The organism is Variovorax sp. 01N425 (assembly GCF_056399465.1).
Map to the genome: position 1 here is coordinate 1 of NZ_JBFTRJ010000002.1, position 13,847 is coordinate 13,847.

Here is a 13,847-nt window from a genome sequence, read left to right on the forward strand (position 1 = left end):
CCCCTTCTGTATGCGCCGAGGAGCGCAGATGGAGGCGGGATCAGGGCCGCAGCTGTTTGAGCGCAACGCAGTGGAGCGAGTTCTGCGGACCCCCGCCGTAATCGAGCACCGCAGGTTGCCCGCAGCGAAGCGGAGGGACGCAGACAGTAGGGTCGCCTTTCTTTTGCCTACGTTTCTTTGGCGAAGCAAAGAAAAGTAGGTCGCCCGCCGGGGCGAGACCCGGCCCCCGCCAAAAAAAGAACCCCCAAAGAACGAAAGACAACCGCCCTTCACGTCCGCCTCTCCGTCAAGGCAACATCCACTTCTGAACGCCGACGACGCCCCCGCAGCAAACGTTCACTGAGCTGCTTCGCAAACCCAGCAATCCCCTGCGGAAACAGCAGCACCAGCAGCAGGATGATCGCCCCCAGCGTCGCCCGCCAGTAGTCGGTATTGCGCGCCACCGTGTCATGCAGCCAGCTGAAAGTGACAGCCCCCACCACCGGCCCCGCGAGCGTCTGGATGCCCCCCAGCAGCACCATCACCAGCCCGTCCACCGACTTGTCGACGCTCAAGCTCTCAGGCGAGATGCTGCCCTTCGAAAAAGCATAGAGCGCCCCGGCCAACCCCGCCGCCGCACCCGCAATGACAAAGGCCGTCCACTGCATGCGCTTGACGTCGATGCCGATCGCATCGGCGCGCAGCACCGAATCGCGCCCCGCGCGCAGTGCATAGCCGAACGGCGAGAACAGCACGCGGCGCAGCATCAGAATGCCCGCGGCCACCAGCACCAGCGTGAGCCAGTAGTAAGTGCGCTTGTCCGACAGCCACTCCGAAGGCCACACGCCGGTGAGCCCGTTGCTGCCGCCGGTGAACGAATCCCATTGGTAGACCACGGCCCAGGTGATCTGCGCGAAGGCCAGCGTGAGCATCGCCAGGTACACGCCCGAAAGCCGCACCGCGAACCAGCCGTAGACGAACGCGCCGATGGCGGCCACCAGCGGCGCGACGATGAGCGCAAGCTCCATCGGCATGCCGCTAGTGCGCACCAGCAAGGCGGCGCCATAGGCACCGAGCCCGAAGTAGGCCGCATGCCCGAACGAATGCATGCCGGCCGGCCCCATGATGAAGTGCAGGCTGGCCGCGAACAGCGCCGCGATCAGCAGGTCGATCATCAGCACCGTGGTGTAGGGCGAATCGGCGGTGAGCAGCGGCATCGCCATGAGCGCCACGCCAAGCGCGGCAACGAGCCACAGGTAGCCCTTGCTCGCGCGCCGCAGCGGCTTTTCCTGCATGCCCACGTAGCGGCTGGGCGCCTGCGGGCGGCCGAGCAGGCCCCAGGGGCGCCACACCAGCACGATGGCCATCACGATGAAATCGACCACCAGCGTGAGCTTGGAGAACGACACGCTATAGCCGAAGATCTCGACCACGCCAAGCCAGATGCACACCGCCTTGATCTCGGACAGCAGCAGCGCCGCCACGTACGCGCCGGGAATCGAGCCCATGCCGCCCACCACCACCACCACGAAGGCCGCGCCAATGGTGTTGAGGTCCATGGCCAGCGTGGCCGGCTCGCGCGGCAGCTGCAGCGCACCGCCCAATGCCGCGAGCGTGGCGCCCAGTGCAAACACCGCCGTGAACAGCCAGGCCTGGTTCACGCCCAGCGCGCTGACCATCTCGCGGTCCTGCGTGGCGGCGCGCACCAGCGTGCCCCAGCGCGTGCGCGTGAGCAGCAGCCACATGAGGCCGAGCACCACCGGACCGACCACGATCAGGAACAGGTCGTAGGTCGGAAACTGCCGGCCCAGGATGTCGACCGAGCCCGACAGGCCCGGCGCGCGCGGGCCGAGCAATTCGTCCGGCCCCCAGAAATAAAGCACCGCATCCTTGATGACGAGCACCAGCGCAAAAGTGGCCAGCAACTGGAACAGCTCGGGCGACTTGTAGATGCGGCGCAGCAGCACCATCTCGATCAGCGCGCCGATCACGCCCACCGCCAGCGCGGCAATCAGCACGGCCGGCCAGAAGCCGAGCGTGCCGAGCTTGTCGACCAATGTGTAGGCAAGGTAGATGCCCACCATGAAGAAGGAGCCATGCGCAAAGTTGACGATGCGCGTGACGCCGAAGATCAACGAAAGGCCGGCCCCCACGAGGAACAGCGACGAAGCCGACGACAGCCCGGTGAGGAACTGAAGCAGCAGGGACGAGAGGCTCATGGGTGCAAGCGTTCCGGAAAAAGGTCAGTCGGCGGCGCGGGACTTCTTGACGTCGGCGGCGCTCGGCTGGAACTTGGCGCCGTCGAAATACGTGTAGTCGACCATCACGCCCTTGCCGTTCTCGTTCTTCGTCTTGCCGACGAAGGCACCCATCGTGGATTGATGGTCTTCGGCGCGGTAGCTGATCTTGCCGAACGGGGTGTCGACCTGCAGGCCCTTGAAGGCGGCGACGAGCTTCGGCGTCTCGGTGCTCTTGGCCTTGTCGACGCCGGCCGCCACCGACTTGATCATGCTGTAGCCCACCACCGAACCCAGGCGCGGGTAGTCCTTGTACTTGGCGTGGTAGGCCAGGAAGAAGGCCTTGTGCTCGGGCGTCTGGATGCCGTACCAGGGGTAGCCGGTCACGATCCAGCCGTTGGGCGTTTCGTCCTTGAGCGGGTCGAGGTACTCGGGCTCGCCGGTCAGCACGCTCACCACCGTGCGGTCCTTGAAGAGGCCGCGGGTGTTGCCTTCGCGCACGAACTTGGAAAGGTCGGCGCCGAACAGCACGTTGAAGACCGCATCGGGCTTGGCATCGGCCAGCGCCTGCACCACGGCACCCGCATCGACCTTGCCGAGCGGCGGCGCCTGCTCGGCGACGAACTCGACATCCGGCTGCGCGGCCTTCAGGAGCGTCTTGAACGCGGCCACGGCCGACTGGCCGTATTCGTAGTTGGGGTAGACGACGGCCCAGCGCTTCTTCTTGAGCTTGGCCGCCTCGGGCACCAGCATCGCGGCCTGCATGTAGGTGCCGGGGCGCAGGCGGAAGGTGTATTCGTTGCCGCCCTGCCAGGTCATCTTGTCGGTCAGCGGCTCGCCGGCCAGGAAGAAGATTTTTTTCTGCTTGGCAAAGTCGGCCACGGCCAGGCCGGTGTTCGAGAGGAAGGTGCCGGTGAGCACGTCGATCTTCTCGCGCGCCACCAGTTCCTCGGCCACGCGCACGGCGTCGCCGGGGTTGGCGTTGTCGTCACGCGTGATGAGCTCCACCTTGCGGCCGTTGACGCCGCCCTTGGCGTTGATCTCTTCCACGGCCAGCTCCATGCCCTTCTTGTAGGGCTCGAGGAAGGCGGGCTGCGCCTTGTAGCTGTTGACCTCGCCGATCTTGATCACGCCCTGGGCATGGGCAGGAACGAGGGCGGTGGCCAGCGTGGCAACGGCCGCGGCGCTGAAGACGTGACGCAATGGGCTCATGGGGAAACTCCTTGGAATCGAAAGAGGAAAAAGCAATGGGGATGGAGGGGCGCGCGAACGGCGATGGATGGATTCAGCGCAGCCCGTCCTCGCCCTTGATCTCGCTGGCCTGCAGTCCGCCGATGCGCGGCAGCGGACGGCCGCTGTCGGTGACGGCCACGGCCACCACGATCTCGTTGGCGCGCGGCGCGTCGGACACGCGCGCCTCGACGGCGTCGAAGTGGCTGCGCACGAAGGCCGCATCCTTGTGGCCGAGCGGCACGTCGATGGCCGTGCCCAGCGTGCCGCGCTTCTTGGCCGAAGGCACCAGCGCCGCGCCCTTTTCGACGGCCACGCGCAGCGGTGCGCCGAGCTTGGGATGCAGGATGGCAGCGGCATGCTCGAGCTCGCCGTTTTCGCCGACGATGGCGGCCTTGCCGTAGCTCTGCGCCTGGCCGGGCTCGATGCCCAGCGCCTTCACGGCCTTCTGCCCCAAGAGCGCGCCAAGCTCTTCGCCGATGGCGATCAGCTCGTCGAGGTTCTCGCTGAAGCGGCCCGCGTAGGGGTTGTCGATCACCGCAATGGCGACGGCGCGGCGCGTGGGCGGCGAAATATCGCGACCCATTTCCTTGCGGGTTTCGTCCACCTGGACGACGAGCTTGCGGATGTTGGCAGTCATGTCTTGTGTTCCTTCTTCGTGTCTCTTGTTCATCAGGTCAGCGCAGGCCGTCCCATTTGCTGATGTCCTTGGCGAGCAGGCCGCCCACGCGTGCATGCACGCGGTAGCCGGTGCTCATCGCGAGGATGAAGACGATCTCGTCGGCCGCCGGCGCGCCGGGTACGCGCACCTCGATGGCGTCGAACTGGCCGCGCACGTAGCTGGCGTTGATGTTGGTGAGCGGCACGTCGAGCGCGGCGCCGGGCGGGCCGACCTTCTTGGTCGAGGGCACGATGGACAGCGCATTGCCGGGCTGGCCGGTCTTCTCTTCCGCCTTGCCCGCGGTGTAGGCTGCGCGGTCGCCCTTCCAGCCGAGCAGCTCGCGCATGGCGTAGCCACCGGGCACATGCCAGAGCGCGCCGTGCTCGAGCTCGCCGGCGGCGCCGACGATGGCGCCCTTGCCGTAGGTGGCGATCTGCTCGAGCGGCACGTCCATGGCGGCGTGCAGCCTGTGCGCCATGTCGACGCCCACCGGGTCGAGCAGCGCCATCATCGGCAGGATGTCGGGCTCGTAGCGGCCCGCGAAGGGATTGGCCAGCACCGCGCCGATGGCACCGCGCACCAGCGGCGTTGCGGCGCGCGGGCCGAACTCGTGGTGGATGTGCTCGACATGGGTGAAGACGCGGCGTATATCGATCATGTAAAGGAACCTTGCTTTTCGTTAAGCAAATACTGAACCAACTGCATCGGCCGGCGCACTGGCCAGCGACTTCGAGCATAAGGGTTCGACAAGTCGCCACTGCCCCTGGCAAACGAGCAGAGCGGCCCAGGCGAGCCCTTCTTTTTGCAGCACCTTGGCGCACACGGCGCCGGTGTCGAGCGCGCTTTTCACCTGCGCAGGCGAAAGCGGCGGCACGTCGACCGTGACGAGCATCTCGCCCAGGTCGCTATCGTCCTTGCATTCGCTGGCGGGGCGCCGGCGGATGGCGGCATCGTCCACGTCGACGGCGTTGGCAATCACGGTGGCGGCTGCATCGGCCTCGGCCGCGGTGGCGGCCAGGACCGTCACGCTGTCGGCAATGCCCAGCGAGAAGCTGCGCCCGCGCCAGCCACTGGTGGCCACGCCGCGCACCGGCTGTGCGGCGCTGATTTCGAACTGGCCGTCGGTGGTGAGAATGCCGCTTTCACCCTCCACATGTTTGCGCCAGTCGAAGCGTGCGAGATCGGCATAGACACCCACGCGCGCCGACTGGCCCGGCGCAAGGTGCAGCGCGATGTCGCCGCCGTTGTTGATCCAGGCGCGCTCGATGCCCGGGCGGTCGTAGAACGCGATCAGCTCCTGCGCCACCGAGCCGGCCACCGCCGCCATCGGCGTGATGAACATCGGCGAGAACGCCGCGCAGGCATCCCACATGCGCGCACCGACCACGCCGCGCGGCCGCACGCCGTCGCTCGTGGGCCGGCGCAGCAGCGGCAGCTCGCGCACCAGCTCGTCCAGCACATGGCCGAAGCGCGCCCAGGCCGCGTCGTGCGCGGCCGCAACGGCGTAGGGGTCGCCATGCGCCTCGGCCACGATGTCGATCGGGCCGTGGTTGAAGTGCCAGCGGCTCGCGTCGAGCGCGGTGCGTTGGGCGGTCATGGCAGCAAGGGCGCGGGGACGGCGCGGTGTTTCTCCCTCCCCTTCCGGGGGAGGGCCGGGGCGGGGGCAAGCGGCGCATCCATCGGGCGCTCTGCCCGCCCCCATCCCAGCCTTCCCCCGGAAGGGGAAGGAGCAACAGCCACGGCGCACATTGATGTGGGCATCGCTCAACCCAGCATGGGTGGGTGGCCGAGCGGCCACGGATTGGCCTCGTCGATGACGACCCATTGCCGCGCCAGCGGCGCGCCGTCTTCCTGCCAGGCGCCGCGCGCGAGCGCCTGCTCGAGCGGGAAGATGTGTTCCATGTGACCGCCGAGTGCCAGGTAGTCGTCGCGCCGCATGCTGAACTCGATGGGCGCCACGATGGCCGGCGTGGGCACGGTGCCAAAGCTGTTGTCGGGCATGCGCATGACGTCCGCCATCACGGTGATGCCGCCGCCGGGCCACACATAGGCCGGCGCGCCGCCGCAGGTCACGTTGACCAGCGCGCGCTTGATGGCGCGCGTGAGCAGCACGGGGTTTTCGGTGACGCCCGCACGCAGGCTGCCGCCCGCACCGCCGAGGAACAGCACGGTGCACAGCGATGGTTCGCAGTTCTCGCCGATGCGCTCGACGATGCGGCGCACCTCGGGCGGCATCGGCTGCTCGACCGGCTTGAGCGCCTCGTCGAGCACGTACCACTGGGCATGCTCGCCGGTGGTCGAGGTCATCAGGAGGCGCAGGCCCGGCCGCGCCACGCCTTCTTCCCAGCCCTCGATGATCGAGAGCGGATCGGCGATGTCGGTGCCGCCCCAGCCGTTGCCCGGGTTCGCCACCTGGAAGTAGCGCCCCGGCGTGGACTTGCGCCCCAGCATCTGGATGCCCGAAGGCGCCATGTCGAGGCAGCGCCCGGCCTGGTGCTCCGTAAGCACGCCGGTGATGTGGTCGTCCACCACCACCACCTCGTCGGCCACGCCCGCGAACTGGCGCGCGAAGATGCCCACGGCCGCCGAGCCGCAGCCCACGCGCATGCGCTGCTCTTCCACGCCATTGACGATGGGCGCTTTTCCGGCCTGGATGACGAGCGTGGAGCCGCCGTCGATGGTGCATTCGACGGCCTTCTTGTTGCCCAGCAGCTGCATCAGCTCGGCCGTCATGCGGCCTTCCTTCTTGCTGCCGCCGGTGAGGTGGTGCACGCCGCCAAGGGACAGCATCTGCGAGCCGTATTCGGCCGTGGTGACATGGCCGACCACCTCGCCGCGGTAGCGCACATTGGCCTGCTCGGAGCCGAGGAAGCGGTCGGTGTCGATCTTCACCTTGAAGCTGCAGTAGCTGAAGATGCCTTCGGTGACCACGGTGACCATGTCGACGCCCTGGGCCTTGGAAGCGACGATGAACGGGGCCGGCTTGTAGTCGGGATAGGTGGTGGACGAGCCCACGCCGGTCACGAAGACTTCGTCGGCATGCAGCAGGTCGCCGTTCCAGTCGGGCACGCTGCCCTCGGCCTTCTCGGCGGCGGGCCGGTCGAAGGGCACCAGCACCGGGGCCTCGCCCGCGATCTCGCGGCGCAGCAGCAGCACCGGGTCGACGCGCACCAGCACGCCCTCCTTGTTCGCATAGCGGTCGCAGGCGCCGGTGCGGCCCTCGGAGATCTGGCACAGCACCGGGCAGGCGTTGCATTCGACCTTGGCGCTGCTCATCTTCTCGTTGCGCGGCGGTGCCTTGCCGAAGGCGCCGGCGCCGGTTTCGAAGGCCACCGGCATGTCCATGCCGGGCAGTCCGTCTGTCTTGGTGTGTTCTGTCATCGGGGCGATCTCGTGGGCGTGATGCGGGTCGGGCACGGGGAAACTCGGTCAGCGGAGGGTTGCAACAAACGTGCCGCCTGCCCGCTTGTGCACCGCCTTCCGTTTGTGTAGCATTCCCTACACTTTCATGTTGTGTTCACTACATTCGAGGTCAATGTAGCAAACAGGCCCGATGCTTGCAATGGTGTTTTCTCGCGGTGTTCATCGGGGTTTTTCCGACCAACGACAATGAAGGGTTCGCAGCCGGCCGGCGGCTGCATGCCCCATGGGCGTGCACTCCGGCCGAGCCACCTTCCACTGTTCCAACCAACTCTTGAGTTCCGTATGAGTGCTTTCAGCGAAGAACGCGTCCTGAGCGTCCACCACTGGACCGACCGCCTGTTCACCTTCACCACCACGCGCGACCCGGCGCTGCGCTTCTCGAACGGCCATTTCACGATGATCGGCCTGAAGGTCAACAACAAGCCGCTGCTGCGCGCCTACAGCATCGTGAGCCCCAACTACGAGGAGCATCTCGAGTTCCTGAGCATCAAGGTGGAAGAAGGCCCGCTCACCTCGAAGCTGCAGCACATCCAGGTGGGCGACACCATCATCGTGGGCCGCAAGCCCACCGGCACGCTGCTGATCGACTACACGCTGCCCGGCAAGCGCCTGTACCTGTTCGGCACCGGCACCGGCCTCGCACCATTCATGAGCATCATCCGCGACCCGGACACGTATGAGAAGTTCGAGCAGGTCATCCTGGTGCACGGCGTGCGCCAGGTCGACGAGCTGGCCTACCACGACCTCGTGACCGACCACCTGCCCAAGCACGAGTTCCTGGGCGAGATGGTCGAGAAGCAGCTGCTCTACTACCCGACGGTCACGCGCGAGGAATTCCGCAACCAGGGCCGCATCACCGACCTGATCGAGACCAACAAGCTCACCGACGACCTCGGCCTGCCGCCGATCAACCCGGTGGAAGACCGCGTGATGCTGTGCGGCAGCCCGGGCCTCCTGGTGGACCTGAAGCACATCCTGGAGAAGCGCGGCTTCAAGGAAGGCAACACCTCGACGCCGGGCGATTTCGTGGTCGAACGCGCCTTCGCCGAAAAATAAGCCCCGCACCGCGCACGATGGCCGACAGCCGCACCGCCGCCAAGCCCCAGCGCCGCACCGGCGTGCGCGAGGCCGCGGCGCAGGCCACGCGCGACAGCATCCTGAAGTCGGCGACCAAGGTGTTCGCGAAGTACGGCTACGACGGCGGCAGCGTGGAGAAGATCTCCAAGGCCGCCAAGTCGTACGACCGCATGATCTACTACTACTTCGGCAGCAAGGAAGGCCTGTTCATCGCGGTGCTCGAAGGCATCTACAAGCGCATGGACGACGCCGAGGCCGCCATTGCGCTGGACGCCTCGCGGCCCGTGGAGGCGCTCACCGAAGTGATCCGCTTCGTGCTCGGCTACTACCGCAAGAACCCCGAGTTCGTGACGCTGCTGAACACCGAGAACCTGCACAAGGGCCGGCACATCTCGAAGTCGCTGCGGGCGCGCGAATACTCGTCGCGGGCGGTGGCGATCATTGCCGAGATCCTGGCCAGCGGCGCGGCCCAGGGCCTGTTCCGCCGCGACCTGAACGCGCGCGACATCTACCTGCTGATCGCGTCCACCGGTTACTTCTACACCTCGAACCGGCACACGCTCACGGCCTTCCTCGGCGAGCCGCTGGAGTCGCCCGAGGCGATCACGCATTGGGAAGACTTCGTGATCGAGACCGTGCTGCGCACCGTGCGCGCAGACGACATCCAGGAACAAGAGAACAACTCCCCACCCCACGACGAGGAAAAAATGACCCCCATCGCTCACGTTCGTTCGCGGCCCCCCAAGGGGGCGCAAGCCTCCCTTGGGGCGGCCCGGCGGGAGGCTTGACCAAATGGCAGAAATCGCAGCCGGCGCAAAGTCGGGCAAGGTCGTCATCAAGAACATAGGGCTGCTGCTCTCGGGCGACATCGACAAGCCCATCCTGGACGCCGACACCATCGTGGTGAACGACGGCCTGATCGTGGCGGTCGGCAAGGAAAAGGACTGCGACCTCGAAGGCGCGCAGACCGTCATCGACGCGAAGAAGACCTGCGTGGCGCCCGGCCTGATCGACAGCCACGTGCACCCGGTGTTCGGCGACTGGACGCCGCGCCAGGGGCAGATCGGCTGGATCGACTCCACCATGCACGGCGGCGTCACCACCATGATCTCGGCCGGCGAGGTGCACCTGCCCGGCCGGCCCAAGGACATCGTGGGCCTGAAGGCGCTGGCCATCACCGCGCAGCGCGCTTTCGACAACTTCCGCCCCGGCGGCGTGAAGGTGCTGGCCGGCGCGCCAGTGATCGAGAAGGGCATGGTCGAGAGCGACTTCAAGGAACTGGCCGAGGCCGGCGTGGGCCTGCTCGGCGAAGTGGGCCTGGGCTCGGTGAAGGCCGGCTACGAGGCCAAGGAGATGGTGGCCTGGGCGCGCAAGTACGGCATCCAGAGCACGATCCACACGGGCGGCCCGTCGATCCCGGGCTCGGGCCTGATCGACAAGGACGTGGTGCTGGAGGCCGACGCCGACATCATCGGCCACATCAACGGCGGCCACACCTCGCTGCCCGAGGCGCATGTGTGCGAGCTGTGCGAGAAGAGCTCGCGCGCGATCGAGATCGTGCACAACGGCAACGAGAAGGTGGCCATTGCCGCGGCCAAGGCCGCGCTCGAGCTCAAGTGCCCGCACCGCGTGATCCTCGGCACCGACGGGCCCGCGGGCTCGGGCGTGCAGCCGCTGGGCATCCTGCGCATGGTGGCCATGCTGTCGTCCATTGCAAACATCCCGGCCGAGCTGGTGTTCTGCTTTGCCACCGGCAACACGGCGAAGATCCGCAAGCTCAACTGCGGGCTGGTCGAAGTGGGCCGCGACGCCGACTTCGTCTTCATGGACCGCGCGCAGCATTCGCCCGCGCCGGGCCTGCTCGAGAGCGTGCAGCTCGGCGACATCCCGGGCGTGGGCATGGTGATGATCGACGGCATCGTGCGCTGCGGCCGCAGCCGCAACACGCCGCCGGCGACCGAGATTCCGGTGGTGCTGCCGGCGGCGCACTGAGGCGCCTTCGGCTCAGGGGCTGCGCCGCGGCTTGAAGACGAGGTGCCGCGCGGCCAGGAAGTTGACCGCCATTCCCGCGCAGCTGCCGGCCGCAACGCCGAGTGCGGGCACCCACGGGCCTTCGAGCCAGTGCAGCACCAGCACATAGGCGCCGTAGTTGACGACCGCGCCGCCCAGCATGGTGGCGAGATAGCCGAGGTACTCGCGCACGATCGGCGTTGCCGCGCCCAGGGCGCGCCGCGCCGCGAAGGTGTAGCGCCGGTTCAGCGCCCAGGTGGTGGTGGCGGCCGCCAGGAAGGACAGCACGCGCGCGCCGTACCAGCCCAAAAGCGGCGCCGCAAGGTACAGCACGGCCACGTCGACCACCAGCCCGATGACCCCGACCACCGCAAACGCCAGGAACTCGCGGCCGGCCTTCATGGCTTGCGGCGGAACTGCCCGACGCCGGGTATCGCGAGGTAGCGCAGCCGCTTGGCTTCGCGGCGGGCGAGCCGGATCGCGTGCATCACGACGCCGCAGACCATCGACAGCATGGCGGCCAGCATGGCGCCGGTCGCCAGCACCGCCGTGGGGAGCCGGGGCACCAGGCCGGTGTGCAGGTAGGTGAGCAGCAGCGGAATGGCCAGCGCGATCGCGCCCGCCGCGAGCACTGCCGCAAGGATCGAGAAGAACTGCAGCGGCCGCTCGCTGATGAACAGCTTGCAGATGGTCTTCAGGATGCGCCAGCCGTCGCGGTAGGTCGAGAGCTTGCTGTGCGAGCCTTCGGGCCGCGTGCTGTAGGCGGTGTCGAACTCGGCATGGGGCATGCGCAGCTCGAGCGCGTGCACCGTGAGTTCGGTCTCGATCTCGAAGCCCTGCGAGAGCGCCGGGAACGACTTGGCGTAGCGGCGCGAGAACACGCGGTAGCCCGAGAGCATGTCGGTCAGGCCGCCGCCGAAGAGCTGCGCCACGGCGCCCGTGAGCAGCCGGTTGCCGAAGCGGTGGCCGGCGCGGTAGGTGAGCGCGTTCTGCCCATCGTCGACTCGGCAGCCCACCACCATGTCGAGGTTGCGCTCCACCAGCGCATCCACCAGCCGCGGCGCGCTGGCCACGTCGTAGGTGGCGTCGCCGTCGACCGTCACGTACACGTCGGCCTCGACGTCGGCGAACATGCGCCGCACGACGTTGCCCTTGCCGGGCGCGGCCACGTGCGTGACCGTGGCGCCGCTCGCGCGTGCGATGGCGGCCGTGTCGTCGGTCGAGTTGTTGTCGAAGACGTGGATCTCGGCCTCGGGCAGCGCCGCGCGGAACTGCGCGACCACCTGCGCGATCGACAGCGCCTCGTTGTAGCAGGGGATCACCGCCGCGATGCGGATCGGGGCGCGGGCGGCGGCGGATGGGTTGTCGTCGGTCATGGTGCGGTCGAGAGAATGCGGTAGACCCGGCCACCGTCTTTTTCGTACAGCAGGGCGAAATGTTCGTCGAAGCCGGGCCGCGTGGCCAGCGTGGGCACCATCGAGGTCGGCATGACGATGGCCGTGAATCCCTTGGCGGCCAGCTTGCGCGCCATGTCGCCCGGAAGCAGCAGCAGGAAATCGCGGTAGCGCCACGGGCCGAGCGTATCGCCCCAGATCGGATTGGGCCCGTAGTAGATCGCCTCGTTCAGCGCGATCTGGTAGACGCGCCCGTCGGCATGCTGGCGCAGGTAGTCCATGGCGGCATAGCCCGGCACATGCTGGCGCAGGAAAGCCTCGCGGGTTTCGGGCGTGGGCGAGATCATCGTCACCTTGCCCGCAGTCTGGCGCAGCGACACCGCGGCCAGCGCGGCCAGCAGCAGCACGACGATCCAGTCGCCGGCAAGGGCCAGGCGTCCGGCGGGTGCGGCGGCGGCAGGCGCGGCCTCCACCGGCCCGCCCTTGGCCCCGAAGACGCGGCGCACGCCCGCAGCGATCCCGCCGAACAGCACCTGCCAGCCGATGGCCGCCATCAGCGCGAGCAGCGGGAACGAGGCCGTGAGGTAGCGCGGATAGCGCGAAGTCAAGAGCCACACGGCCACCGAATAGAAGCAGAACCAGCCCGCGGCGCGCAGCGCGGCCGAACGCTTCCACAGCAGGCTGAACGGTGCCAGGAACACGGCCCAGATCAGCGCGTTGGGCCGCGCCGCATGGTCGCGCACGTCGGCCACCTGCTGCACGTAGTCGGCCGGGATCCAGTCGGTGAAGCCGAACACGCGCGCGCCGATGGGGTTGAACGGATCGCCCGTCATGATGGCGTTGCGCGCGTACCAGTACACGCAAGGAACCAGGAAACAGAGCAGCGCCAGCGCCCAGGCCTTGGGCCGGCGCTCGTGCCACACCACGAACAGCGCCACCAGCGGCAGGAAGGTGAGCGCCTGGTACTTGGATCCCGCGGCCACGCCCAGGCAGAACGCCGCCAGCCCGAGCCAGCGCGTGCCGCCCGGCAGCGGCTCTGATTCACGCCACCACCACAGCGCCACGCAGGCACTGAGCACGAAGAGCGCCACGCCCATGTCGATCAGCGCGTTCGAATAGTCGCCGATGCCGATCCAGATGGCCGCGCCGATGCAGGCCGTGAGCCGGTTCGCATGCTGGATGCCGAGGCGGTAGACCATCACCGCCGAAATCACTCCGGCCAGCGCATTGAGGAAGTGCGGCAGCACGTCGTCGCCCAGCTGCAGCGCGGCCGCGTAGAGCAGGTTGTAGTTGTAGGGGAACCAGGGGTAGCGCAGCCACTCGTGGATGCCCAGCGAGCCCTGCTGCGCCACCAGCCGCGCATAGGGCAGGTGGTACATCAGCTCGTCGAAGGCGGCGGGCGGCGCGAGCGGCGCGACCAGCGCGGGCAGCGCCACCAGCGCCAGCGCGATGGCGGCGATCCTTTCGGCGCGGGTCCATGGCGCGGCGGGGGCACCAGCGACGTGCAGCGCCCGCGCTTCCCGCCACCAGGGCCGCAGCTGCAGTGCGGCCGCCAGCACGCCGGCAGCGATCAGTGCCACGGTGGCGCCCGGCTTGAATGCGCCGAAGATCGCGAGCAGCTGGAAGGCGCAGATGAAAAGGCCCACGCCCAGGGCCGCCGCCATGGCCGCCTCCAGCCCCGCGTCCCGGCGCGGCGGCGGCGCCAGGCGCGCCAGCAGCGCGCGGCCGAAGCCCCAGCAGCCAAGCACAAAGACCGCCAGTGCCGCATAGTGCGCGGCAGCAAACATCAGCTTCTGAATAACAACTCCCGGCGCCGGGCGGCCACGCCGGCCGGCA

12 protein-coding genes are annotated in these 13,847 nt (G+C 68.0%); 3 read left to right on the top strand and 9 right to left on the bottom strand.

Annotated features, from left to right (window positions below; all coding sequences use genetic code 11):
• Positions 1-269: 269 nt before the first annotated feature.
• From AC1DSC_RS03070 to AC1DSC_RS03095, 6 genes are all read right to left on the bottom strand, one after another.
• Positions 270-2,198: an ABC transporter permease gene (locus AC1DSC_RS03070; protein ID WP_436287107.1), complete on the bottom strand. Its 1,929-nt coding sequence runs from the start codon at positions 2,196-2,198 to the stop codon at positions 270-272.
• Between the two features lie 24 nt (positions 2,199-2,222).
• Positions 2,223-3,428, bottom strand: coding sequence for an ABC transporter substrate-binding protein (locus AC1DSC_RS03075; RefSeq protein WP_436287106.1), 1,206 nt, complete (start codon positions 3,426-3,428; stop codon positions 2,223-2,225).
• Positions 3,429-3,501: 73 nt separating this feature from the next.
• The gene (locus AC1DSC_RS03080; RefSeq protein ID WP_012745346.1) at positions 3,502-4,086 is read right to left on the bottom strand and encodes an amino acid synthesis family protein; all 585 of its coding nucleotides are present in this window, start codon (positions 4,084-4,086) and stop codon (positions 3,502-3,504) included.
• Between the two features lie 37 nt (positions 4,087-4,123).
• Positions 4,124-4,765: an amino acid synthesis family protein gene (locus AC1DSC_RS03085; RefSeq protein WP_012745345.1), complete on the bottom strand. Its 642-nt coding sequence runs from the start codon at positions 4,763-4,765 to the stop codon at positions 4,124-4,126.
• A gap of 21 nt (positions 4,766-4,786) precedes the next feature.
• A complete protein-coding gene (locus AC1DSC_RS03090) occupies positions 4,787-5,704 on the bottom strand; it encodes a UPF0280 family protein (protein WP_436287105.1) in 918 nt (305 codons plus the stop codon).
• A 167-nt stretch (positions 5,705-5,871) separates the two neighbouring features.
• Entirely contained in the window at positions 5,872-7,488 is a 1,617-nt protein-coding gene (locus AC1DSC_RS03095; protein WP_307593096.1) for a 6-hydroxynicotinate reductase, read from the bottom strand.
• Between the two features lie 324 nt (positions 7,489-7,812).
• Between AC1DSC_RS03095 and AC1DSC_RS03100 the strand changes: the two genes are divergently transcribed.
• From AC1DSC_RS03100 to AC1DSC_RS03110, 3 genes are read left to right on the top strand one after another with little or no spacing between them, the layout of a single operon-like run.
• A complete protein-coding gene (locus AC1DSC_RS03100; protein WP_028256313.1) occupies positions 7,813-8,586 on the top strand; it encodes a ferredoxin--NADP reductase in 774 nt (257 codons plus the stop codon).
• A gap of 17 nt (positions 8,587-8,603) precedes the next feature.
• Entirely contained in the window at positions 8,604-9,395 is a 792-nt protein-coding gene (locus AC1DSC_RS03105) for a TetR/AcrR family transcriptional regulator (RefSeq protein ID WP_012745341.1), read from the top strand.
• 4 nt (positions 9,396-9,399) lie between these two features.
• Positions 9,400-10,599 carry an amidohydrolase family protein gene (locus AC1DSC_RS03110; protein ID WP_028256314.1) on the top strand — a complete coding sequence of 400 codons (1,200 nt, stop codon included), beginning with the start codon at positions 9,400-9,402 and terminating at the stop codon, positions 10,597-10,599.
• 12 nt (positions 10,600-10,611) lie between these two features.
• Here the strand turns inward: AC1DSC_RS03110 and AC1DSC_RS03115 are convergent, their stop codons facing one another.
• The 3 genes from AC1DSC_RS03115 to AC1DSC_RS03125 are packed head-to-tail and all read right to left on the bottom strand — an operon-like array spanning position 10,612 to position 13,798.
• Entirely contained in the window at positions 10,612-11,019 is a 408-nt protein-coding gene (locus AC1DSC_RS03115) for a GtrA family protein (RefSeq protein WP_012745339.1), read from the bottom strand.
• Positions 11,016-11,993 carry a glycosyltransferase family 2 protein gene (locus AC1DSC_RS03120; protein ID WP_012745338.1) on the bottom strand — a complete coding sequence of 326 codons (978 nt, stop codon included), beginning with the start codon at positions 11,991-11,993 and terminating at the stop codon, positions 11,016-11,018. The genes AC1DSC_RS03115 and AC1DSC_RS03120 overlap by 4 nt, the downstream gene beginning before the upstream one ends.
• Complete coding sequence (locus tag AC1DSC_RS03125; RefSeq protein ID WP_436287104.1) at positions 11,990-13,798, bottom strand: ArnT family glycosyltransferase; 1,809 nt, start codon at positions 13,796-13,798, stop codon at positions 11,990-11,992. The genes AC1DSC_RS03120 and AC1DSC_RS03125 overlap by 4 nt, the downstream gene beginning before the upstream one ends.
• Between the last annotated feature and the right edge of the window lie 49 nt (positions 13,799-13,847).